This is a genomic window from Rhizobium sp. 05N430 (assembly GCF_056396985.1).
Genome location: NZ_JBFTMO010000005.1, coordinates 43847 through 65800 on the forward strand (window position 1 = coordinate 43847; position 21954 = coordinate 65800).

Genomic DNA, 21954 nt, shown 5'->3' on the forward strand with positions numbered 1-21954 from the left:
TAGAGGAAAGCGGCATGGCTGATTTCGATCTCGTTCTACAGGGTACGGTCGTTCTGCCGGAACGCATTCTGGAGCAGGGCTATGTCGCCGTCCGCGACGGCAAGATAGCCGAAGTCGGCCAAGGCATCCCGCCTGCCGCCCGGGAAAGGCACCTGCTCGGCAAGGCTCTGATCCTGCCCGGCGCGATCGATGCGCAGACGCATTCGCTGTCTCAAAAGGATCAGGAAGACTTCATCTGGTCGACCCGCTCGGCTGCCGCAGGCGGCGTCACCACGATCGTCGACATGCCCTATGACGAGGGCAATCTGGTCTGCTCGGCTGAAGCGGTGAAGAAGAAAGTCGACCATGCCAGCCCGCAGGCGCGGGTCGATTTCGCGCTCTACGGTACCGTCGATCCCGAAGAGGGTGCAGCACGCATCCGCGAGATGGTGGATGCCGGTGTTGCGGCCTTCAAGTTCTCCACCTTCGGCACGGATGCCAAGCGCTTTCCGCGCATTCCCCCTGCCCTACTCGACGAATGCTTTGCGGCGATCGCCCCAACCGGGCTGACGGCCGGTGTCCACAACGAGGATGACGAGGCCGTCCGCACCTACATGGAAAAGGTCAAGGCGAGCGGCATCAATGACTGGCGCGCCCATGGCCTCTCCCGTCCGCCGATCACCGAGTTGCTGGCGATGCACACGATCTTCGAGACCGGCGCCAATACCGGCTGCCCGTCGCATGTCGTGCATTGCTCGCTCGGCCGGGGTTACGACATTGCCCGCGCCTACCGCCGCGACGGCTTCGAGGCGACGGTCGAGTGCTGCATTCACTACCTGACACTGGACGAGGAAAATGACGTGAAGCGGCTCGGCGGCAAGGCGAAGATCAATCCGCCGATCCGCCCGCGCGCCGAAGTCGAGACGCTGTGGCGCAAGGTCGCCGAGGGCAATGTCTGGCTGGTTTCGACCGATCACGTCAGCTGGTCGGAAAACCGCAAAACCAATCCGGATATGCTGGCGAACTCTTCCGGCGTTCCCGGCCTTGAAGTGATGGTGCCGCTGTTCGTGAAGGGCGCGCTGGAGCGCGGTATCTCGCTCACCTGGGCGGCAAAGCTGATGGCCGAAAACCCCGCGAAGCATTTCCGTCTCTGCCACATCAAGGGTGCTCTGACACCGGGCAAGGACGCCGATATCGTCGTGCTCGAGCCACGCGAGACCGTTTACGACGCAGCCGCGAGCGGCAACAATATCGTCGGCTGGAGCCCCTATCACGGCATCCGCCTGCCCTGGACCGTTTCGGCCGCCTATCTGCGCGGCGAGAAAATAACCGATGGCGCCAAGGTGCTTTCCGAGCCGGGCAACGGCAAGTTCATCCGCCCGCTGCCCCGCCACGTCCTTTCTGGAGAATCCGCATGAGCCGCAACCTGCCCGTCAACGCCGGACGCATCGCCGAAGACATCGATGCACTGGCAAAGATCACCGAACCCGATCACCCCTGGACGCGCCGCGCTTTCTCGCCGCTCTTCCTTGAGGGCCGTGCCTATATCGAGGCGCGGATGAAAGCTGCAGGTCTTGAGACGCGGATGGACGCCGCCGGCAACCTGATCGGCCGCCGCGCAGGTGCGAGGCAGGGCCTTGGCACGATCATGGTCGGCTCGCATTCCGATACCGTGCCCGATGGCGGGCGGTTCGACGGCATTGCCGGAACGATCACGGCGCTGGAAGTGGCGCGCTCCCTGAAGGATCAGAACATTCAACTGGACCACGACCTGGAGATCATCGATTTCCTGGCCGAGGAAGTCAGCATCTTCGGCGTCTCCTGCATCGGCAGCCGCGGCATGACCGGGCAGATCCCGGAAGCATGGCTGTCGCGCACCAATGGCGACCGCACGCTCGCCGACGGCATCACCGAAGTCGGCGGCGATCCGGCAACGCTGCTCTCCCAAAGCAGGCCCGACCTGAAAGGTTTCCTCGAGCTGCATATCGAGCAGGGGCCGATCCTCGAGAACGAGAAGAAGGATGTCGGCATCGTCACGGCGATCGCCGGGATCACCCGGATCGAAATCACCGTTGAAGGACGTGCCGATCATGCCGGGACGACGCCGATGGATGGCCGTGCCGATGCGCTGGTCGCCGCCTCGCAGTTGGTGCTCGACATTCGCGAAGCCGCGGCCCAGCGGGCGAAGACGCCGGGGCATTTCGCGGCAACGGTCGGCGAATTCCGGATCGAACCGAATGCCGCCAATGTGGTGCCGTCGAAAGTCGTGCTACTGATCGATGGACGCGCTAAAATTCGCGGCGACATGGAAGCCTTCTGCGAGTGGCTGGATGCCCATGTGATCAAGCTGGCGATCGCCCAGGGCGTAACCATCAAGTCGCCGAACCGCGTTTCCGACAATTATCCGACGCCCGGCGATCCGCGGCTGCTGAAAATCCTGGAACAGGCCTGCGACACCGTCGGCGCCAAGCATCGCCGCATGGCGTCCGGTGCCGGTCACGATACGGCCTGGGTCGCCAAGGTCGCGCCCGCCGCGATGATTTTCGTGCCCTGCAAGGAAGGCCGCAGCCATTGCGCCGACGAGTGGGCGGAGAATGACGATATCGCGCTCGGCGCTGCCGTGCTGTTTGAGGCGGTCCGCGACATGGACAAGAGCTTGAATGAGGAGAAGGCCTGATGGGACGCATACTCGTTGAGAAGGACGTCGAGGCTGCGGTCAAGGGTGGCTCCGTCTATGCGGCAGGCGGAGGCGGCTGGGCCGACCATGGCCGGATGCTCGGCTATGCCGCCGTCAATGTCGGCAAGCCGGAACTCGTTTCCATCGACGAACTCAAAGACGAAGACTGGATCGCGACGGCCGCGGCCATCGGCGCGCCCGCCTCGACCACGCCCTGGGAAATGCAGGGCATCGACTACGTCAAGGCCGTGCAGTTGCTGCAGGAAGAGCTCGGCGAGAAGCTGTCCGGCCTGATCATCGGCCAGAACGGCAAGTCCTCGACGCTGAACGGCTGGCTGCCCTCAGCCATTCTCGGCACCAAGGTTGTCGACGCGGTCGGCGATATCCGCGCGCACCCGACCGGCGATATGGGCTCGATCGGCATGGCCGGCTCTCCGGAGCAGATGATCCAGACGGCGGTCGGCGGCAATCGCGCCGAGAACCGCTATATCGAACTGGTGGTGAAGGGTGCGACGGCGAAGATCTCGCCGATCCTGCGCGCCGCATCCGATCAATCCGGCGGTTTCATCGCCTCCTGCCGCAACCCGCTGCGTGCCTCCTATGTGCGCAAGAATGCCGCACTCGGCGGCATCTCGATGGCGCTGGCGCTCGGCGAGGCGATCATCGCTGCCGAGAAGAAGGGCGGATCGGCGGTGATCGACGCGATCTGCAAGACAACAGGCGGCAGCATTCTCACCGAAGGCATCATCACCAAGAAGGACGTGGTCTATACCAAGGAAGCCTTCGATATCGGCACCATCGTCGTCGGCTCCGGCGACAATGCAGTGACGATGCATGTGATGAACGAATATATGGCCGTGGACGACGCTGGCGGTACGCGCGTCGCGACCTTCCCGTCCGTCATCACCACGCTCTCTCCCGACGGCGAGCCGCTGTCTGTCGGCCAGCTGCAGGCAGGCATGCATATCTTCATCCTGCATGTGCCGATGGAGATCATTCCGCTTTCGGCCAGCGTTCTCGACCCGACGGTCTATCCCTCCGTCGAAAAGGCGATGGGCATCGAGATCGCGCGCTACGCGCTGGCATCTAAGGCCTGAGCATTCCCTTCTCCCCAGCGGGGAGAAGCGGGAACCATATTACGAGGAACATTACGATGCCGAAGCAGAATCCACGCCACCCGAAATTTCCTATCCCCGGCGGGCCGGAGCTGCGCGCCAAGGGCTGGCGGCAGGAGGCATTGCTGCGGCTTCTCGAAAACGTGCTCTCGGTCGGCGAAGACCCGGAAAATCTCATCGTCTACGCGGCCCTCGGCAAAGCGGCACGCAACTGGGCGGCCCACAAGGGCATCGTCAAGGCGCTGACCGAGATGGACGAGGACCAGACGCTGCTGATCCAATCCGGCAAGCCGATCGGCCTGGTGAAGACACACGCCAAGGCACCGCTGGTGATCATGGCGAACTGCAACATTGTCGGCCAATGGGCAAAAGCCGAGGTTTTCTATGAACTGCAGCGCAAGGGGCTGATCTGCTGGGGCGGGCTGACGGCGGGCGCCTGGCAATATATCGGCAGCCAGGGCGTTATCCAGGGCACCTACGAGATCTTCATGCGCATCGCCGAGCGCCGTTTCGGCGGCGATCTCTCGGGCCGCTTCGTGCTGACGGCGGGCCTCGGCGGGATGGGCGGCGCGCAGCCGCTCGCCGGACGCATGGCGGGTGCCGCGATCCTCTGCGTCGATATCGATGCCGACAGGGCGAAAAAGCGCCAGGAGATCGGCTATCTGCAGGAAATCGCGCCTGACCTCGATACGGCTCTCCAGATGATCGATGACGCAGTGAAGGAAAAGCGCGCGCTTTCCGTCGGCCTCGTCGGCAACGCGGCCGAAGTCTACCCGGAGATTGCCCGGCGCGGCATCGTGCCCGACGTCGTCACCGACCAGACCTCGGCGCACGACCTCGTCTATGGCTACGTGCCAAAGGGCATGAGCATCGCGCAGGTGAAAGAATTGCGCGACGACGGTCAGGGGCAACTGATGGCGGCCAGCCGCGCCTCGATCGTGCAGCACGTCACGGCCATGCTGGAATTCCAGAGGAAGGGCTCCGAAGTTTTCGACAACGGCAACCTGATCCGCACCCAGGCCAAGGAAGGCGGCGTTCAGAACGCCTTTGACATTCCGATCTTCACCGAGGCCTATCTGCGCCCGCTGTTTGCCCGCGCCATCGGTCCCTTCCGCTGGATGGCGCTGTCGGGTGAGGAGAGCGATATCGCCCGCATCGACGATCTGCTGCTCGAGATGTTTCCTGACAACAAGATCATCACCAACTGGATCCGGCTGGCGCGCGAACATGTGCCCTTCGAAGGCCTTCCCGCCCGTATCGCCTGGCTTGGCCATGGCGAGCGCACGGCGCTGGCGCGGAGGGTCAACCAGCTGGTCGCCAGTGGCGAATTGAAGGGGCCTGTCGCCTTCTCCCGCGACCACCTGGATGCCGGCGCCATGGCACATCCGAATATCATGACCGAGCGGATGAAGGACGGCTCCGACGCGATCGCCGACTGGCCTCTGATCGACGCCATGATGCTCTGCTCGTCGATGGCCGATCTTGTCGTCGTCCATTCCGGCGGCGGCGGCTATGCCGGCTACATGACGAGCTGTGGCGTCACCGTCGTTGCCGACGGCACCGATGACGCCGACGAGCGCCTCGACCACGCGCTGACCAACGACACCGCGCTCGGCGTCATGCGCTACGCGGACGCCGGATACGAGGATGCGCTTGACGAGGTTGCCAAGAAGGACGTGCCGTATATCCGGCTTGGTTGAGATTTCGCCTAACTCTGAACGCTCGAAAGCCGCCTTGCCGCATAGGCAGCGGCAAAAGCGCAGGCGAGCATGGCGAGCGTGAAGAAGACGACCGCCGACCATCCTTCAGCCGAGAAGAACCAGCCTCCCGCCGAGCCCATGACGCTGGAGCCGACGTAGTAGGCGAGCATGTAGAGCGAGGACGCGTGGCCCTTGGTACCCTTTGCCAGCTTGCCGACCAGGCCGCTGGCGATCGAGTGGCTCATGAAGAAGCCGCTGGTCAGCACGATGATGCCGAGGATGATGAAAGGCAGCGAGGCCGAGAGCGTCAGTGCGCTTCCGGCTGCGGTGACGGCAAGGCCGGCGAGCAGCACGGCGAAATGGCCGAAACGATCGCCGAGGATGCCGCCGATCGATGAGGCGCCGATGCCGAACATGTAGACTGTGAAGATCAGGCCAAGCTCGGTCTGCGTCAGCGCATAGGGCGGCGCGACGAGCCGGAAGCCGGTGTAATTGTAGATCGTCACGAAGGAGCCCATCGCCAGGAAGGCGATCGCGAAGACGAAGGGAAGTGCCGGATTGCGGAGGTGGCCGATCCATGCCTGGAGATGAAAGCGTGGGTCGAAGCCCGCGCGGCGGATGAAATTGCGCGACGCAGGGAGCAGCAGGATAAAACCGATCGCTGCGGCCAGCCCGATCGCACCCATCAGCGCCATCGCCAGGCGCCAGCTCAGATATTCGGCGAAAATTCCCGTCAGCACCCGGCCAGACATGCCGCCGAAGGCGGTTCCTCCGACATAGAGGCCCATGGTGGCGCCGAGCCCCTTCGGATCGATCTCTTCGGCGAGATAGGCCATTGCCACAGCGGGCACGCCGCCGAGAACGAAGCCCTGCATGGCCCGCAGCACCAGCAGCAAGTGCCAATCCGGAGAGAAAGCGGCGGCGATCGTCAGGAACGCGGCACCGATGAGCGAAATCGCCATCAGGCTGCGGCGGCCGAGACCTTCGGAAACGGCGGCGGCGCAGACGATGGCGATTGCCAGAAATCCTGTCGAAAGCGACAGCGCCAGAGAGCTCTCCGCCGGGCTGACGGCGAACTCGGAGGCGAAGACGGGAAGCAGCGGCTGGACGCAATAAAGCAGCGAGAAGGTCGAGAAGCCTGACAGGAACAAGGCAAGACTCGCCCGCCGGTAGGACGCGGTGCCGCGGGTCAGATAATCCCTTGCAGGCGCCATCGCCTGCGCCTCAACCGGAGAAATGTCGCTCATTCTTGCTGCTGTCTTTGGCATATCAGGCGCCTTTCGCCTTTGATCTAGCCAGCAGTGCGCAATTTGTCCAATATATGGAACAACCATTCTCGATAGCTTTCGGAGATAGCACAGATGGAGCTCCGGCATATCCGTTATTTCCTGGCCGTTGCCGAGGAGCGCAATTTCACCCGCGCCGCAGCCAAGCTCGGCATCGGCCAGCCTCCGCTCAGCCAGCAGATCCGCGATCTGGAGGCGGAAGTGGGGGCTGCGCTTTTTCATCGAGTGCCGCACGGGGCGGAACTGACGGCGGCCGGTGAAGCCTTTCTCGGTGAGGCGAAAGCATCGCTCGCCGCCGCCGAGAAAGCCAAGCTTGCAGCGCAACGGGCGAACCGCGGCGAGACTGGGCGGCTGGCACTAGGCTTCACCGCGTCCTCGGCATTCAACACCGTGGTCAGCGCGACGATCCGGCGCTTCCAGGCACAATGGCCTGGGGTACGGCTGTCATTGACCGAGATGAACACGCTGGCGCTGATGGAGAAACTGCACCGCGGCGAACTCGACGCGACTTTCATGCGCCCGAGCCTAGATGATCCGCCCGGTGTCCGGCTGAAGCGGCTTGCCGACGAACCGATGGTTATCGCACTTCCGGCAAGTCATCCGCTGGCAAAGCGCGCCGCACTGCCGCTCTCGCTGCTCGCCAACGAGCCGTTCATCCTCTTTCCGCGGCTTGTGGGGCTCAGCCTGTTCGACGACGTTGTGCTCGCCTGCCGGAAAGCGGGCTTCGAACTTGAAGTGGCGCAGGAAGCGCCGCAAATCTCATCGGTCGTCAATCTGGTGGCCGCGGAACTCGGCGTGTCCATCGTTCCGGAATCGATAGCGCAGATCAGGCTCGACGGCGTCGCGTACCGGCCGATCGAGGGACCGCCGGCCGTTGCCCGGCTGGCGCTTGCAGTACTCAAGACTCAGCGCTCGCCGGTCACAGAAAACCTGATGAGCCTGCTCTAGATCTCCAGCTTCAGGATGCGGGCCGATCCCAATAGGGCGGATCGCCGAAAACCTTCTTCAGGTGATCGGCAATGGCGCGCAGCTTGGCAGAAGGATTGCGGCCTTCGGGATGGGCCATGTAGATGAATTCCGGTTCTGGCGTGCTGCCGATGTCGATCTCGGCAAGCGCACCCTCGCGAATGGCCGGTCCGGCGATGAAGGCCGGCAGAAGCGCAATCCCGAGACCTGCGATCGCTGCATCGCGCAGCATGTCGCCATTGTTCATGCCCATCGCCAGTTGAGCGCGCACCACAGCCATACCCTCTGCGGTCTGGAAGCGCCAGTCGGCAACACCGCGATTGGTGTAGAATAGTCCCCTGTGCTCCTGAAGACTAGCCAGAGTGCGCGGGATGCCCGCCTTGGCAAGATAGTCCGGCGAGGCGACAAGCATGCGGCGGCTCGGAGCGAGCTTCCAGGCGACAAGACGCGAGTCAGCGATGGGGCCGTTGCGAATGATGGCGTCGTAGCCCTCCGATGCCGCATCGACGCGGCGATCGTCAATATCGAGCGTCAGGGCGATCTCCGGATGTTCGGCGAGAAACGGATAGAGGGCAGGCCCAAGATGCATGCGCCCGAAAGTGACGGGGGCGGCAATCCGCAGCGGACCGGCGAGCGTGCCGCGGCGCTCCGCCATGCTGGCCGACGCCTCCTCGACCTCGTGGACGATGCGCAGCGCGCGCTCCAGAAAGGCAGTCCCATCCTCCGTCAGCGTCAGCTTGCGGGTGGTGCGATGGAGAAGCAGGCCGCCCAGCGTTTTCTCAAGTTCCGCAAGGCGTTCGCTGACGACGGATTTCGACAGGCGGAGCCTACGTGCCGCTTCGCTCACCGAACCTGCCTCGACCACGGCGACGAAAGCCGCAATTCCCTCAATCTTGATCATTGTTCGGTATTTCCGAAATCGAGTTCCACCATTTGCAGACTAATCCGAACAAATAGAAAATGCCATCTTCCAATCATCGAAGGGGCACAACGCCCCGCAAATAGGAGATGGAATTATGAACCGCCTGAACAACAAAGTTGCAATCGTAACCGGCGCAAGCTCGGGTATCGGACGTTCGACGGCCAAACTGTTTGCCGCCGAAGGCGCCAAGGTCGTGGTCGGCGCCCGCCGTCAGGCGGAGCTCGATAGCCTCGTTGCCGAAATCAAGGAGGCCGGTGGCACTGCCATCGCGGTTGCGGGCGACGTACGCTCGGAGGATTACCACAAGGCACTCGTTGACGCTGCCGTCGGCAATTACGGCAAGCTCGACATCGCCTTCAACAATGCCGGCATCCTCGGCGAAGCCGGCCCGAGCACCGAGGTTTCCGAAGCAGGCTTTACCGAAGCGCTGACGATCAACCTCGTCGCCTCCTTCCTTGCCGCCAAGCACCAGATCGGCGCCATGGTCAAGACTGGCGGCGGCTCGGTGATCTTCACCTCGACATTCGTCGGCTACAGCTTCTCCTTCCCCGGCGTTGCCGGCTATGCAGCCAGCAAATCCGGCCTGATCGGCCTGACACAGACGCTTGCCGCCGAATTCGGGGCGGAGAATGTGCGCGTCAATGCCGTGCTGCCCGGTGGCGTCGACACTGACATGTATCGCGAGATGAACGACACCGAAGACAAGCAGGGCTTCATCACCAACCTGCATGCGCTGAAGCGCGTCGCCAAGCCGGAAGAGATTGCCCAATCGGTGCTCTACCTCGCCTCCGACGACTCGAGCTTCGTCAGCGGCACGGCATCGCTGGTCGATGGCGGCGCATCGATCACCCGCACGTAAGCCTTTCAACATCGAAGCAAGGCCGCGGCACGAGAGCACCGCGGCCTCTCGCGTCAGCGGGTTTCGATCAGCGTGCGGATCGCCGTTTCGAAATCCGTCTTTGCCTTTCGCGAAGCGCTCGCGCCGGCTTCGAACTCGATCCAGCCTTCGTTGAAACCATCGAGCATGCGCATACGCGGGCCGGGGTTCTGCATGCCCTGCGAAAGGAACAGTTCATTCCAGCTTTCCCTTGCAACCGCCTCAGCATGGACCTGCCGGCCGAGTGCTAGCGAAAGAGCTTCCGCCATCTGTAACGGCGTGATGCGGCAGGGACCTTCCAGCTCGACGATGCGGCTCCCCGTCCAGGTTTCCTGCAGCATTTCGGCGGCGGTCGCGCCGACATCGCGAACCGCGACCATCGGCACCGGCTTGTCGAGCGGCTGAAGGAAGCTCGGCAAGACGCCGCTTTCCCGCGCTGAAGCGATATCCCAAGCGGAATTCTCCATGAACCAGGCGGCCCGCAGGAACGCGACCGGCACCGGCAGCGCGGAAAAGACCTGCTCGGCAATACCGAGCTGGGTCAGAAGATTTTCCTGCTGCGCCTGAGCGCCGATGGTGGAGAGGCAAACGATCTTCCTCGGGCTTGCCGCAATCACCGCTGCCTTCACCGCCTCAATGATGGCGCGCGCCTGCGGAAAGCCCGGCGCCGGATTGAAGGCAGGCGGCAGCAGCACGAAGACGCCTTCGGCACCCTCGAAAGCCTTGGCGAGCGCGTCCGCATCCGTCATCTCGGCGATCGCGATTTCAGCGCCGCGATCCCGCCACGTCTTTCCCTTTTCCGCATTGCGCGTCACGGCGCGCACGGCATGGCCTTCAGCCAGCAATCGCCCGGCCACCACCGCGCCGACCTGACCCGTCACTCCAGTTACTGCAAACATCGTCACGCTCCTTTTCCGGCAGCAACAGGCTGCCGCGATGCGCGGAAGATGCACGCAATTCATTTTTGACTGAATTGCGATTTTGTCATATTATTCATGACAGAAAATCACGGGTTAGATGATGTTGGACGGACGACTGCTGAATGGTGTCAGCGTGCTGGCGGCGGTGGTCGAAAGCGGCAGTTTTGCGCGTGCCGCCGAGGCACTCGGTTTGACCGCATCGGGGGTCAGCCGTGCCGTATCGCGGCTGGAGGGGCGGATCGGCGTCCGGCTCCTCGACAGGACGACGCGGTCGCTCAGATTGACCGATGACGGCTCGCGCTTCTACGAACAAGTCGTACCCCTGCTCGGCGGCATCGAAGAAGCGGCCAGTTATGCCGCTGGCACCGCACAGACGGTGCGCGGGCGCCTTCGTGTCAACGCCGATCCCTATTTCTCCAGGCTGATCCTGGCACCGGAGCTTGGCACCTTTCTTGATCGCTATCCTGATCTCCAGCTCGAAATCATCACCCGCAACGAGATCGGCGACCTGGTGGCCGATGGCATGGATGTGGCGGTGCGCTTCGGAGAGATCCCGGCCAGAAGCGCGCTGATTTCCCGGCAGCTGTTTCGCACACGGGTCATCACGGTCACGGCCCCCGCCTATCTCGAACGCTATGGACGCCCCAGACTTCCGTCCGATCTCGCCGACCACACCTGCATCCAGTATCAGGATCCGCTGACCGGAAAGCCCTTCGAATGGGAATTGCGGCGCGGCGAGGAAGTGGTGCCGATCGCCACGCGCGGGCGGATCCTCGTCAACGATGCCGGGACGACGCTTGCCACATGTCTCGCCGGCATCGGCATTGCCCAGGTGTTTTCGCTCGGCATGAAGCCCTATCTCGACAGCGGGCAATTGGTCGATCTCTACCCGGATTGGCCGGGCGAAACCTTTCCGCTGCACTGCTTCTACCCCTCGCGGCATCATGTGCCGGCCAAGGTCCGGGCCTTCATCGACTTCTGCGCCGAAATCGCCCGCTAGATGTCGCGGGTGAGACTTGTTTCCGGGTGCGGCCAGGCCTATCAACGATGCTGAAATCCATTTCATCTTCCGGCCTTCGCGCCTCCGGTGCCCCATGCTTCTCGGTATTCTTTGCGGCCTCGCCACCTGTGCGTTGTGGGGACTGACCTTCGTCGTGCCCCGCGCCATCGCGCCGTTCACGACCATGGATTTGACGGTCACGCGCTACGGACTATTTGCGCTGGCCAGCATCGTGCTGATGGTCAGCCCGCGGTTCCGGCCGAAGAATATCAGGCCGCGCATGGCGATCACCGCCCTATTGCTCGGCGGCATCGGCTATGTCGGCTATTTCGTCAGCGTCGCCTATGCGGTGCGGCTTGCGGGGGCGGCCATTCCGCCGCTCGTTATCGGCACCATGCCGGTGTTGCTCGCCATCATCGCCAACCTGCGCGACCGCTCGGTTGCCTGGAAGCTGCTGGCGCTGCCGCTGATCCTGATCGCGATCGGCATCGGCTGGGTCAATGTCTCGATCTTCGCGGCAACGCCTTCGGGCGACCAGAGCGCGATCTGGCTCGGCATCGGATCGGCGCTGATTGGCCTGACGCTCTGGGTGATTTACGGGCTGGCAAGCACGGCAGCGATGCAATCGCCCGATGCGCCCGATATCCTGCAATGGACGGGCTTGCAGGGCATCGGCGCCGGGATCGGCTGCCTGGTGCTCATTCCCTTTACCTCGATCGGGACCGATATCGTCTTCACCGGAGCGGAACTTCTGCGCTTCATCCTCTGGTCGCTGATCATGGGGCTGGCCGGCGCCTGGCTTGCAACCCTGCTCTGGATGATCGCCTCCAAGCGGCTGCCGCTGGCGCTTGCCGCGCAGCTGATCGTGGCGGAAACCGTATTCGGCCTGATCTTCGGCTTCCTGTTCGAGCAGCGGCTGCCGACGATTGCCGAAGCGGGCGGCTCGATCCTGCAGCTTGCCGGCGTCGGCTTGGCGATTGCCATCTTCACGCCCTCCCGCAAGCGGCAGGCCCACTAACCAGCCGCGCATTGCATGTTATTCGCCAAAGGCTTAGGCTCGTTCGACCAATAGGACGACGGGTAAAGGCCATGGCTCTCAGCGGCAAACGCATCCTGCTTATCATCTCGGGTGGCATCGCGGCCTATAAGAGCCTCGACCTGATCCGCAGGCTGCGTGAACGCGGCGCATCGGTGCGCCCGGTCATGACATCAGGCGCGCAGGAATTCGTGACGCCGCTTGCCGTCGGCGCGCTTGCTGCCGATCATGTCTTCACCGATCTCTTTTCCCGGCAGGACGAACAGGACGTCGGACATATCCGCCTGGCGCGCGATTGCGATCTGGTGCTGATCGCGCCGGCGACCGCCGATCTGCTGGCGAAGATGGCGAATGGGCTGGCCGACGATCTTGCCTCGACCGTGTTGCTTGCGACCGACAAGCCGGTGCTTGCCGCGCCTGCGATGAACCCGAGGATGTGGGCGCATCCGGCCACCCGGCGCAACGTCGCGACCCTTATTGCCGACGGCATCCGCATGATCGGGCCGATGGCCGGCGAGATGGCCGAGAGCCGCGAGGCCGGTGTCGGCCGAATGGCGGAGCCGCTGGAAATCGTCGCCGCAGCCGAGGCGCTTCTGGACGGCGGACCGAAGCCGCTTGCCGGACGAAAGGCTGTGGTCACGTCAGGCCCGACCCACGAGCCGATCGACCCGGTCCGTTACATCGCCAACCGCTCATCCGGGCGCCAGGGGCATGCGATCGCGGCCGCACTTGCCAAACTCGGCGCCGATGTGACGCTGGTTTCGGGACCGGTGACGATCCCAGACCCTTCTGGCGTGAAGACCATCCATGTCGAGCGGGCCGAAGAGATGCGCGACGCCGTGCTGGCAGCGCTGCCTGCCGATATCGCTGTGATGGTAGCCGCCGTTGCCGACTGGCGGGTGGCCTCGGCCGCCGACCAGAAGATCAAGAAGCATCCCGGCGAATCCATCCCGACGCTGGCGCTGACCGAGAACCCGGACATCCTGAAAACCGTCGGCCATCATACGATGCGGCCGAAGATCGTCGTCGGTTTTGCAGCCGAAACGCAGGATGTCGAGAGCAATGCCAAGACCAAACTGGAGCGCAAGGGTGCCGACATGATCGTCGCCAACGACGTGTCTCCGGCGACCGGCATCATGGGCGGGACGCGTAATAGTGTGAAGCTCATCAGCCGCGCAGGCATCGACCAATGGCCTGATATGGCGAAAGAAGATGTGGCGGAAAAGCTTGCTGCCCTGATCGCCGAACGGCTCAGGCAGGGATAGCCAGGCTTGCTGCTATTTCCACCCGCCGTTCGGGCTGGAATGGTGTAATCGTGATTCCAGCCTCGTTGACGGTGACGGCGCTGCCATCCGGTATTTCCATCCAGGCATCGACGTCGTCGTTCAGCGGCTCGGATACCAGGCAATGACCCATGCGCATCGGCGATGCGTAAAGGGTTGGCGCCTTGCGGTCCGTCGCATAGCGGATGCCGTAGAGCGATGCGCCATCGGAAAAGGCGGCGGTGAAGCGGAGATGGGCGTCACCGAGAATGTTTTCGGCCAGTCCTTCGACAAAGCTCACCATCTCCGACATGGCGGCGACCGGCGCCTGACGGAGGCCGAACTGCATGGCGAGCAGAAACATCAGCTCCGAATCCGTCGTGCCGCTTCTGGCGTGGAAGAGTTCGTCATCGAGCATCGCTTCCATCGGCCGGCGCAGCCGCTCGAAGCCACCAATCTGGCCATTGTGCATGAACGACCAGTTTTCGTGGGTGAAAGGGTGGCAATTGTCGCGGCGCGTACCGCCGCCGGTCGCGGCGCGCACATGGGCGAGGAACAGCGGTGAGCGGATCTGGCGCGCCAGGCTCTTCAGATTGCAATCGGCCCAGGCCGGAAGAATATCGCGGTAGCGCCCCGGCTCCGAGCGATCGCCATACCAGGCAATGCCGAAGCCATCGCCGTTGGTGGCGGTCTTGGCGCGGGTGGCGCAATGCGATTGTTCGATCAGCGAATGGGCAGGCGACGACACCAGCTCCTCCAGATAGAGGGGGTCTCCGCGATAGGCTGCCCAACGACACATGCTCTTTGCTCCAGCCCGCCGTCTCTGCAGCAGGAATGCCCGAAAACACGAGGCCCGATTGTCGGGCGACGTGGTGAATAAAAACTTAAGGGTTGTAGAGCTGGCAAGCATTTGTGACGGATTGTTGGCAAGGCCGGCGATCACATTGCGTAGCCGCCAGCATTTCAGCGTGAACGGTGAGACCAATAAGCGTGGTGGCATCACGCTGATTATTCTTGGAAAACACCTTTGAGACGTAGCGGGGAAAAACCCGCGCCATCTCACCACTTCGGCCGGGCTGCCGATTTTTTCTTGCATCGACGGCGAATCGGCCTACCTTCAAGGTGTGTTCAACGAAATGAAAGGAAGGTGATCCAATGTCTAATGAGATTTCGGTCTTTGTAGCAGGCATGGAAGTGGTGACGAAAGCGGGGCAGCCCTCGCTCTAAAGCCTACCTTCCTAGGATCGCTTTGACGGTCCGGCCAGTTCAAGGCCAAACTCATGGAAAGGGTCGCGAAAGCGGCCCTTTTTCACGTCCGGCAGAATCCATTTGACCTCATCAGCCACCGGGCATACTCATAAAGTCATCTGATGACTTTATGAGTATGCCGATGCAGCCTCTGAGCAAGACCAATCTCGCCGATACAGCAATCGAAGCGATCCGCAGCGAAATCGTCGCCAAGCGCTGGGCCGTGGGCGAAAAGCTGCCGAACGAGGCTGCCCTCTGCAGCATGCTGTCCGTGAGCCGCGGGACCGTGCGCGAGGCGGTCCGCGTCCTGGCGTCACAGGGATATCTTGAGACGAGACAGGGGTCCGGCACCTACGTGCTGTCGACAGCCGACGCCAGCCGGCCGCTCACCATGGCGAGACGCTCAAGCCTGCGCGACCAGTTCGAGGCGCGTTGCGCGCTGGATGTCGAGGCTGCGCGTCTGGCGAGCCTCAGGCAGACGCCAGAGATTATCGCCGGATTGCGGGCGCTGCTCGAAAAGCGCGGCAACTACGAGGGCGGCGACAAGGCTGCCTTCATCAGGCGCGATCTGGCTTTTCATCAGGCGGTTATCGCCGCATCGCAAAACCGCGCGATGATCGAAATATACGATTTCTTCTCCGCATCGATCGCCGAGACCATCGAGGCGACGCTCGGCCAGGACGTGCCGGAGCCGGATATGCAGGCGCATGCCGATATCGTCGATGCCATCGAAACAGGCGATCCCGAACGGGCGGATGCGGCGGTTCGCCGTTTCATGGCCCCCGTCATCGCCGCACTGGACCGGATGCTGCTTTCATGAATACCCCTCACGCCGATGCCGCGCATGCTTTCGATGCGTCCGGCGAGCAACTGATCGATGCCGAAGCAGACAGCGTGCCGCCGGTTCAGCCACCTGCGAAACTTTCCGCAACAGCCCGCATATTGCTTGGCGTGAGTCTGGTGCTGATTGCCTTCAATCTCCGGCCGGTCTTTTCCAGCGCTTCGGCGCTGCTTCCCGAAATCCGCTCCGGCCTCGGTCTTTCGGCACTCGGCGCCAGCCTGCTCACCACCCTGCCGGTCGTCTGCCTCGGCGCCTTTTCGCCACTCGCACCACGGCTTGCCCAGCGCATCGGCTCGGAGCGGACACTTCTCGGCGTCATCTTCCTGCTGGCGCTTGGAACGGCGATGCGCGGGCTGAACTCGATACCGCTGCTGTTTCTGGGAACTGCCCTTGCCGGTGGCTGCATCGCCGTCGGCAACGTGCTGCTGCCGGGACTGGTGAAGCGCGACTTTGCGGACCGTGCCGCGCTGATGACAGGTTGCTACACCATGGCGCTCTGCGCGGGTGCAGCCAGCGCCGCCGGGCTGACGCTGCCGGCCGAGCATATGCTGGGCGGCTCCCTTTCCGGTGCGCTTGCCATCTGGGCCGCTCCGGCGCTTGCCGTTGGACTGATCTGGCTTCCAYAGGTGCTGCGCACCAAGAACACCGCCAAGCGCAGCGGCTTCCGTGTCGAAGGTCTCTGGCGCGACAGGCTCGCCTGGCAGGTGACGCTTTTCATGGGGCTGCAATCGGCTCTTGCCTACTGCGTCTTCGGCTGGCTGGTGCCGATTCTCCGCGAACGCGGCCTCGACGGCGTGACCGCCGGAGCGATCGTTTCCATGTCGGTCATGGTTCAGGCCGCGGCATGTCTGGTTGCGCCGCAGATTGCCGTGCGCGGTAAGGATCAGCGCGTCATCAACGCTTCGCTCTGCATCATCGCCGTCGTTGCGCTGCTCGGCCTGCTGTTTGCGCCTCTCTGGACCGTCTGGTTCTGGGCGGCGCTGCAGGGCATCGGCCAGGGCGGGCTGATAGCCGTAGCGATGACCGCCATCGTGCTTCGCTCGCGCGATTCCCATGTCGCGGCCCATCTTTCCGGCATGGCGCAATGCGTAGGCTACCTGCTTGCCGCCATCGGCCCGCTTGTCGTCGGCATGATCCGCAGCTGGACGGGCAGCTTCGCCTGGTGCGCGGTGCTGTTCGTCATCCTTGGCCTCGGTGCTGCGATCAACGGCTGGAACGCCGGGCGGGCGCTGCATGTCAACGCAAGGACGATCGAGACGCCTTAGGCAGACCTTTGCTACTTGGCGGATCAGCTGCGCTCACCTGAGGGATGAGCTGCGCTCACCCTGGGATCACCATGTCTTGATGAGCCTCCGCGGCAGGCAATGGTAGGTTAGCTCCGGGCTGGACCAATCCGCCGGAGGAGATCATTTGCCGCTTCGCTCTCTCATGCTGACGATCGCGCTCGCCGCATCCCTTGCCGCCGCACCGGCATTGTCCCAGGAACGCCCCGGCGTGCTGAAGCTGTTGCCCGGCGATGCTGTGACCGAGCACGAAGCGACGATCGGCGGCCGCAAGCTAGACTATACGGCAACCGCGGGAACACTCGATCTCTTCGGCCAGGACGGCAACCAGACGGGCGCGATCTTCTATACGGCCTATATCGCCAAGAATGCGGGTACAAATCGCCCAATCACCTTTGCGTTCAACGGTGGACCCGGGGCAGCGTCCGCCTTTCTCCATCTCGGCCTCGTCGGCCCGCGCATCCTCGATTTTGGGCCGCAGGCGCGCGACGGCGCCAATGCCAGGCTCACCGACAATCCGCAGAGCTGGCTCGACTTTACCGATCTTGTGCTGATCGATCCGATCGGCACCGGCTGGAGCCGGACGGCGAAGGCCGACGATGCCAAGGATTATTACAACGTAGGCTCGGACGCGCAGAGCATCGCCAAGGCGATCGCGCTTTACGTTGCCCACAACAACCGCTCTAATTCGCCGAAATATCTGCTCGGCGAAAGTTATGGCGGTTTCCGCGCCGCACGGGTCGCGGGAGCCTTGCAGCAGAACCAGGGCATCATCGTTTCGGGCGCCGTCATGCTCTCCCCGCTCATCGAGGCGCAGTTGATGTTCAATGCCGACGAGTTCGCGTTGGGTGCCGCTCTGGAGCTCCCCTCGCTCGCAGCCGCCGACATGGACCGCCGCGGCGCCTTTTCGGAGGATGCGCAGCGCGAGGCGGAAAAATTCGCGCTCGGCGATTATCTGACGACGCTTGCCGGTCCGGAGCCAACCGGCGACACGGCAAAGGCCTTTTACGGCAAGATATCGGCGATAACCGGCATCCCGGAGGATGTCGTCACCCGCAACCGCGGCTTTCTGGGTGACGCCTATGCCAAGCATTCCGGCAAACCCGCCGGTGAGGTGATGAGCCCCTATGATGCGGCTTTCGCATCTCCCGATCCCTATCCGGAATCCGACTATGACCGCGGTGACGACGCCATCCTCGACGGGTTCACCCGCGCCTATGGCGGTGCGTTTTCCGGCTATGCCCGCAACGAACTCGGCTTCAAGACGGAGATGACCTATTCGCTGCTCGACAGCGATATCAGCCGTCAATGGGAATGGGGCGGACGCGGCGGCGGATCGCGGCTGCAGGCCAGTATAACCGGCGATATACGCCAGTTGCTGGCGTCAAACCCGTCCTTCCATCTGCTGATCGCGCATGGCTACAGCGATCTTGTCACGCCCTATGGCGTCAGCCGCTATGTCGTCGATCACTTGCCGCAAAGTCTCGTTAAAGACCGCGTCAAGCTGGATGTCTATCGCGGCGGCCACATGTTCTACACGAATGCCGAACAGCGGGCTGCCTTTACGGCCGATGCGAAGGCATTCTACGCGCAGAGCGGCACAGCGCAGCCCGCGGACTAGGCTCCGGTTGGCGCATGAGGGTTGCCGCAGTGCAGCACTGACCTAGATAGACCCCATGTCCTACCAAAAGCAGCCGCTTGTTATCGCGGAGCCGGATGCGGCTTCAGGCGAGGAGTCCATGCATGCCGCACTCGCCGGAGCGCCGCACGAATGGGCGCTCTTTCTCGATATCGACGGCACCTTGCTCGATCTCGCAGATACGCCTGACGGCATCGAAGTCCCCACCGGTCTCCCGCGCCAGCTCGACGCTCTCTCGCAAAAACTTGGCGGCGCGCTGGCGCTGGTCACGGGCCGCGGCCTTGCCTACGCGGACCGCCTATTTGCACCGCTCAGCTTTCCGATTGCCGGGTTGCACGGTGCCGAACGCCGCGATGCCGATGGAACGCTCACGACCGCCGCGGCAACCGCGGCCTTCGACGCCGTGAAGGCTGATCTCGCCGCCCAGACGGCCGGCTGGCCGGGCATCCTTATCGAGGACAAGGGTGCGGCGGTCGCCGCGCATTACCGTCAGGCGCCGGAGCGGGAAATCGATCTGGAGCCGCTGATGCAGCAGGCGCTCGACCGTGCCGGGCCCGGCTGGCACATCCAGCATGGCAAGATGGTGATCGAAATCCGTCCCTCCAGCGCCGACAAGGGACATGCCGTCGAAGCCTTTCTTGCGCAGCCGCCCTTCGAAGGACGGCGCGCCATCGCTATCGGCGACGACGTGACCGACGAGGCGATGTTCCGTGCCGTCAACCGGCTTGGTGGCTTGTCGATCCGCGTCGGCCCGCTTTCTCCCGCCAGCGAGGCGACGGCCTCCTTCCCCTCCGCTGATGCCGTGCGCGATGTCATCGCCCGGCTGGCGGCGTGAACCATTTCAGCATCTAAGACATTTCCTGAGAAAAGGACCCTTTCATGAGCCGTCTCGTCGTCGTTTCCAATCGCGTCCCCGTTCCCGAGAAGGGCGGCATTGCGCCCGCCGGTGGGCTTGCGGTTGCCCTTAAGGCAGCGCTCGAAGAGCGCGGCGGCATCTGGATGGGCTGGTCGGGGAATTCCAGCGGCGCGCAGGAGCCGGAAAAGCTGAAGGAAATCCAGCAGGGCAATATCACCTACGCGCTGACCGATCTCACCGATACCGATGTCGAGGAATATTACCACGGCTTCGCCAACCGCGTGCTCTGGCCAATCTGTCACTACAGGCTGGACCTCGCGGAGTACGGCCGCAAGGAGATGGCGGGCTATTTTCGCGTCAACCGCTTCTTCGCCCACCGGCTTGCGCCGCTGATCAAGCCCGATGACGTCATCTGGGTGCATGACTATCATCTGATTCCGCTGGCAGCCGAGCTGCGGCAGATGGGGTTAAAAAACAAGATCGGCTTCTTCCTTCACATCCCCTGGCCGCCGGCGGATGTGCTGTTCACCATGCCTGTCCACGAAGAAATCATGCGCGGCCTTTCGCATTACGATCTCGTCGGCTTCCAGACCGACCATGACCTCGAGAATTTTGCGGGCTGCCTGCGCCGCGAAGGCATTGGCGACGAGCTGGGCGATGGCCGCTTCAGTTCGCATGGGCGGACCTTCAAGGGCGGCGCCTATTCGATCGGCATCGAGACGGCAGCCTTTGCCGAATTCGCTCGCAAATCGGCAACCCACAGCATGGTCAGGAAAGCACGCGAAAGCATCGAGGGCCGCAGCCTGATCATCGGCGTCGATCGCCTCGACTATTCCAAGGGACTGACGCAGCGCATCGACGCTTTCGAGCATTTCATCCTGACAAACCCGGCCCAGCAGGGCCACGTGACCTATCTTCAGATCACGCCGAAATCGCGCTCCGAGGTGCCGGAATACGAGGCGATGCAGCGGACGGTCGCCGAGCAGGCCGGGCGGGTGAACGGCGCTCTCGGCTCCGTCGATTGGGTGCCGATCCGCTACATCAACCGTTCGGTCGGACGCCCCATTCTCGCCGGCCTCTATCGGCTCGGCAAAGCCGGTCTGGTGACGCCGCTGCGCGACGGCATGAATCTCGTCGCCAAGGAATATGTGGCGGCGCAGGATCCGGAGGATCCCGGTGTTCTGGTGCTTTCCCGCTTTGCCGGCGCTGCCCGCCAGCTGAAAGGCGCGCTGCTGGTCAACCCCTATGACATCGAGGGCACAGCCAACGCGCTGGCGCGCGCACTCAGCATGCCGCTGGAAGAGCGGCAGGAACGCTGGAAATTGATGATGGATCAGCTCCTCGAATTCGACGTGTCTCGATGGTGCAGGGATTTTTTGACGGATCTGGCGCCTTAGGTTTCACGCGGTCGCGACTTCGGATTGCAGCCACGCGATAAGCCTGCCGGTCTCCTCCGTCATCTCTTTCGGCGGCACCAGCCAGTAACCGCGGTCCGAGGCCTCGACCATCGGGCCGGCCGCGACAAGGATGCCGGATGCCAGCAGCGAATCGACCAGCCCCATCCAGCCGATCGCAACACCCTGTTCGCCGACAGCGGCCTGCACCACCAGCGAATAGGTGTTGAAGCTGATCTCGCCGGGCGCGGCAGCGGCATTGCGGCTGATGGCGAACTCGTCAAGATAGCTCGTCCAGTCGAACCAGGGCGGCGTCCCGCGGGTATCCAGATGCAGAAGGCGCGCAGCGGAGAGGCACTCCGGCGTCCCGAGCGGACCGTGCCGCTCGGCAAAACCCGGCGAGCAGACCGGCACGACTTTTTCCGGCAGCAGCAAGATGCCATGCCCGCCAAGCTCGCGCCGGCTTCCGAAGACGATCGCGGCGTCGCTTGCGTCCGGTGCGCCCTGTTCGACGAATTGGGTGGCGACGATCTGGATATCCATGCCGGGGTAGAGCTGGCGGAAGCCATGCATGCGCGGAATCAGCCAGAGCGACGAGAAGGCATAATCGGTGCGCAACCGCACCGTCGATCGCTCCGCCTCGTTGCGAAAACTGCGCGCAAGCGCGTCCACGTCTCCCACGGTGCGGGCGGCGACATCGAAGAGCCTGCGGCCCTCAGCCGTCAATTCGACGCCACGATGACGCCGCTGCAGCAGGCTGACTTTCATCTGCTCTTCGAGGCGGCGGATCTGGTAGCTGACGGCCGGCTGCGTCAGCCCGAGGGCGCGAGCCGCCGACGACAGATTACCGAGCCTACCGATCTCCGCGAGAATGCGAAGCCATCCGAGATCCACCGGCCGCTCAGCCATAAAAAATCCTTTTGGCAAGCATCGAAAAATTTCAGCTTCACAAG

Annotated in this window: 20 protein-coding genes; 15 read left to right on the plus strand and 5 right to left on the minus strand. The window is 63.3% G+C overall.

The window, feature by feature from the left end; all coding sequences use genetic code 11:
- The first annotated feature begins 14 nt into the window (after positions 1–14).
- From AC1DJO_RS12900 to AC1DJO_RS12915, 4 genes are read left to right on the plus strand one after another with little or no spacing between them, the layout of a single operon-like run.
- Positions 15–1397, plus strand: a complete 1383-nt coding sequence (locus AC1DJO_RS12900; protein ID WP_477970904.1) for a dihydroorotase — start codon at positions 15–17, stop codon at positions 1395–1397.
- Entirely contained in the window at positions 1394–2656 is a 1263-nt protein-coding gene (locus AC1DJO_RS12905; protein ID WP_477970906.1) for a Zn-dependent hydrolase, read from the plus strand. The genes AC1DJO_RS12900 and AC1DJO_RS12905 overlap by 4 nt, the downstream gene beginning before the upstream one ends.
- Complete coding sequence (locus AC1DJO_RS12910) at positions 2656–3753, plus strand: DUF917 domain-containing protein (RefSeq protein ID WP_477970908.1); 1098 nt, start codon at positions 2656–2658, stop codon at positions 3751–3753. Before AC1DJO_RS12905 ends, AC1DJO_RS12910 begins: the two co-directional genes overlap by 1 nt.
- 56 nt (positions 3754–3809) lie before the next feature.
- Positions 3810–5471, plus strand: coding sequence for a urocanate hydratase (locus tag AC1DJO_RS12915; protein ID WP_477970910.1), 1662 nt, complete (start codon positions 3810–3812; stop codon positions 5469–5471).
- Positions 5472–5479: 8 nt separating this feature from the next.
- On the opposite strand, the gene AC1DJO_RS12920 is transcribed toward AC1DJO_RS12915, so the two are convergent.
- The gene (locus AC1DJO_RS12920) at positions 5480–6718 is read right to left on the minus strand and encodes an MFS transporter (protein ID WP_477970912.1); all 1239 of its coding nucleotides are present in this window, start codon (positions 6716–6718) and stop codon (positions 5480–5482) included.
- A 114-nt stretch (positions 6719–6832) separates the two neighbouring features.
- On the opposite strand from AC1DJO_RS12920, the gene AC1DJO_RS12925 reads away from it, so the two are divergent.
- On the plus strand, positions 6833–7705 hold the full coding sequence (locus AC1DJO_RS12925; protein ID WP_112538399.1) for a LysR family transcriptional regulator: 873 nt from the start codon (positions 6833–6835) through the stop codon (positions 7703–7705).
- 10 nt (positions 7706–7715) lie between these two features.
- Here the strand turns inward: AC1DJO_RS12925 and AC1DJO_RS12930 are convergent, their stop codons facing one another.
- Positions 7716–8624: a LysR family transcriptional regulator gene (locus AC1DJO_RS12930; protein ID WP_477970915.1), complete on the minus strand. Its 909-nt coding sequence runs from the start codon at positions 8622–8624 to the stop codon at positions 7716–7718.
- A 115-nt stretch (positions 8625–8739) separates the two neighbouring features.
- Here AC1DJO_RS12930 and AC1DJO_RS12935 point away from each other — a divergent pair, with 115 nt between their 5' ends.
- Entirely contained in the window at positions 8740–9504 is a 765-nt protein-coding gene (locus AC1DJO_RS12935; protein WP_477970917.1) for an SDR family oxidoreductase, read from the plus strand.
- Positions 9505–9557: 53 nt separating this feature from the next.
- On the opposite strand, the gene AC1DJO_RS12940 is transcribed toward AC1DJO_RS12935, so the two are convergent.
- Complete coding sequence (locus AC1DJO_RS12940; protein ID WP_477970919.1) at positions 9558–10421, minus strand: NmrA family NAD(P)-binding protein; 864 nt, start codon at positions 10419–10421, stop codon at positions 9558–9560.
- Positions 10422–10542: 121 nt separating this feature from the next.
- On the opposite strand from AC1DJO_RS12940, the gene AC1DJO_RS12945 reads away from it, so the two are divergent.
- From AC1DJO_RS12945 to coaBC, 3 genes are all read left to right on the plus strand, one after another.
- Positions 10543–11442 (plus strand): LysR family transcriptional regulator, encoded by a 900-nt coding sequence (locus tag AC1DJO_RS12945; RefSeq protein WP_477970921.1) that lies wholly within the window; start codon positions 10543–10545, stop codon positions 11440–11442.
- A 94-nt stretch (positions 11443–11536) separates the two neighbouring features.
- Positions 11537–12460, plus strand: a complete 924-nt coding sequence (locus AC1DJO_RS12950) for a DMT family transporter (RefSeq protein ID WP_477970923.1) — start codon at positions 11537–11539, stop codon at positions 12458–12460.
- A 71-nt stretch (positions 12461–12531) separates the two neighbouring features.
- On the plus strand, positions 12532–13743 hold the full coding sequence (coaBC, locus tag AC1DJO_RS12955) for a bifunctional phosphopantothenoylcysteine decarboxylase/phosphopantothenate--cysteine ligase CoaBC (protein ID WP_477970925.1): 1212 nt from the start codon (positions 12532–12534) through the stop codon (positions 13741–13743).
- On the opposite strand, the gene AC1DJO_RS12960 is transcribed toward coaBC, so the two are convergent.
- Positions 13730–14539, minus strand: a complete 810-nt coding sequence (locus AC1DJO_RS12960; protein ID WP_477970926.1) for a class II glutamine amidotransferase — start codon at positions 14537–14539, stop codon at positions 13730–13732. The two genes, coaBC and AC1DJO_RS12960, sit on opposite strands and share 14 nt — an antisense overlap.
- Before the next feature lie 58 nt (positions 14540–14597).
- Here AC1DJO_RS12960 and AC1DJO_RS12965 point away from each other — a divergent pair, with 58 nt between their 5' ends.
- From AC1DJO_RS12965 to otsA, 6 genes are all read left to right on the plus strand, one after another.
- Positions 14598–14771 (plus strand): hypothetical protein, encoded by a 174-nt coding sequence (locus AC1DJO_RS12965; protein WP_477970928.1) that lies wholly within the window; start codon positions 14598–14600, stop codon positions 14769–14771.
- A gap of 359 nt (positions 14772–15130) precedes the next feature.
- Positions 15131–15808 carry a FadR/GntR family transcriptional regulator gene (locus AC1DJO_RS12970; protein WP_112538630.1) on the plus strand — a complete coding sequence of 226 codons (678 nt, stop codon included), beginning with the start codon at positions 15131–15133 and terminating at the stop codon, positions 15806–15808.
- Positions 15805–17094: a CynX/NimT family MFS transporter gene (locus AC1DJO_RS12975; protein WP_477970930.1), complete on the plus strand. Its 1290-nt coding sequence runs from the start codon at positions 15805–15807 to the stop codon at positions 17092–17094. Before AC1DJO_RS12970 ends, AC1DJO_RS12975 begins: the two co-directional genes overlap by 4 nt.
- Before the next feature lie 163 nt (positions 17095–17257).
- Positions 17258–18733: a S10 family peptidase gene (locus AC1DJO_RS12980; protein ID WP_477971263.1), complete on the plus strand. Its 1476-nt coding sequence runs from the start codon at positions 17258–17260 to the stop codon at positions 18731–18733.
- Positions 18734–18788: 55 nt separating this feature from the next.
- Positions 18789–19586: a trehalose-phosphatase gene (otsB, locus tag AC1DJO_RS12985; RefSeq protein ID WP_477970932.1), complete on the plus strand. Its 798-nt coding sequence runs from the start codon at positions 18789–18791 to the stop codon at positions 19584–19586.
- 44 nt (positions 19587–19630) lie between these two features.
- Positions 19631–21004 (plus strand): alpha,alpha-trehalose-phosphate synthase (UDP-forming), encoded by a 1374-nt coding sequence (gene otsA / locus AC1DJO_RS12990; protein ID WP_477970934.1) that lies wholly within the window; start codon positions 19631–19633, stop codon positions 21002–21004.
- A gap of 3 nt (positions 21005–21007) precedes the next feature.
- On the opposite strand, the gene AC1DJO_RS12995 is transcribed toward otsA, so the two are convergent.
- Positions 21008–21910: a choline sulfate utilization transcriptional regulator gene (locus AC1DJO_RS12995; RefSeq protein WP_477970936.1), complete on the minus strand. Its 903-nt coding sequence runs from the start codon at positions 21908–21910 to the stop codon at positions 21008–21010.
- Between the last annotated feature and the right edge of the window lie 44 nt (positions 21911–21954).

Excerpts from the sequence above, each read along its gene's own strand:
- AC1DJO_RS12900 (WP_477970904.1), top strand. The coding sequence starts at position 15 with ATGGCTGATTTCGATCTCGTTCTACAGGGTACGGTCGTTCTGCCGGAA.
- AC1DJO_RS12905 (WP_477970906.1), top strand. The coding sequence starts at position 1,394 with ATGAGCCGCAACCTGCCCGTCAACGCCGGACGCATCGCCGAAGACATC.
- AC1DJO_RS12910 (WP_477970908.1), top strand. The coding sequence starts at position 2,656 with ATGGGACGCATACTCGTTGAGAAGGACGTCGAGGCTGCGGTCAAGGGT.
- AC1DJO_RS12915 (WP_477970910.1), top strand. The coding sequence starts at position 3,810 with ATGCCGAAGCAGAATCCACGCCACCCGAAATTTCCTATCCCCGGCGGG.
- AC1DJO_RS12920 (WP_477970912.1), bottom strand. The coding sequence starts at position 6,718 with ATGAGCGACATTTCTCCGGTTGAGGCGCAGGCGATGGCGCCTGCAAGG.
- AC1DJO_RS12925 (WP_112538399.1), top strand. The coding sequence starts at position 6,833 with ATGGAGCTCCGGCATATCCGTTATTTCCTGGCCGTTGCCGAGGAGCGC.
- AC1DJO_RS12930 (WP_477970915.1), bottom strand. The coding sequence starts at position 8,624 with ATGATCAAGATTGAGGGAATTGCGGCTTTCGTCGCCGTGGTCGAGGCA.
- AC1DJO_RS12935 (WP_477970917.1), top strand. The coding sequence starts at position 8,740 with ATGAACCGCCTGAACAACAAAGTTGCAATCGTAACCGGCGCAAGCTCG.
- AC1DJO_RS12940 (WP_477970919.1), bottom strand. The coding sequence starts at position 10,421 with ATGTTTGCAGTAACTGGAGTGACGGGTCAGGTCGGCGCGGTGGTGGCC.
- AC1DJO_RS12945 (WP_477970921.1), top strand. The coding sequence starts at position 10,543 with ATGTTGGACGGACGACTGCTGAATGGTGTCAGCGTGCTGGCGGCGGTG.
- AC1DJO_RS12950 (WP_477970923.1), top strand. The coding sequence starts at position 11,537 with ATGCTTCTCGGTATTCTTTGCGGCCTCGCCACCTGTGCGTTGTGGGGA.
- coaBC (WP_477970925.1), top strand. The coding sequence starts at position 12,532 with ATGGCTCTCAGCGGCAAACGCATCCTGCTTATCATCTCGGGTGGCATC.
- AC1DJO_RS12960 (WP_477970926.1), bottom strand. The coding sequence starts at position 14,539 with ATGTGTCGTTGGGCAGCCTATCGCGGAGACCCCCTCTATCTGGAGGAG.
- AC1DJO_RS12970 (WP_112538630.1), top strand. The coding sequence starts at position 15,131 with ATGCAGCCTCTGAGCAAGACCAATCTCGCCGATACAGCAATCGAAGCG.
- AC1DJO_RS12980 (WP_477971263.1), top strand. The coding sequence starts at position 17,258 with ATGCTGACGATCGCGCTCGCCGCATCCCTTGCCGCCGCACCGGCATTG.
- otsB (WP_477970932.1), top strand. The coding sequence starts at position 18,789 with ATGTCCTACCAAAAGCAGCCGCTTGTTATCGCGGAGCCGGATGCGGCT.
- otsA (WP_477970934.1), top strand. The coding sequence starts at position 19,631 with ATGAGCCGTCTCGTCGTCGTTTCCAATCGCGTCCCCGTTCCCGAGAAG.
- AC1DJO_RS12995 (WP_477970936.1), bottom strand. The coding sequence starts at position 21,910 with ATGGCTGAGCGGCCGGTGGATCTCGGATGGCTTCGCATTCTCGCGGAG.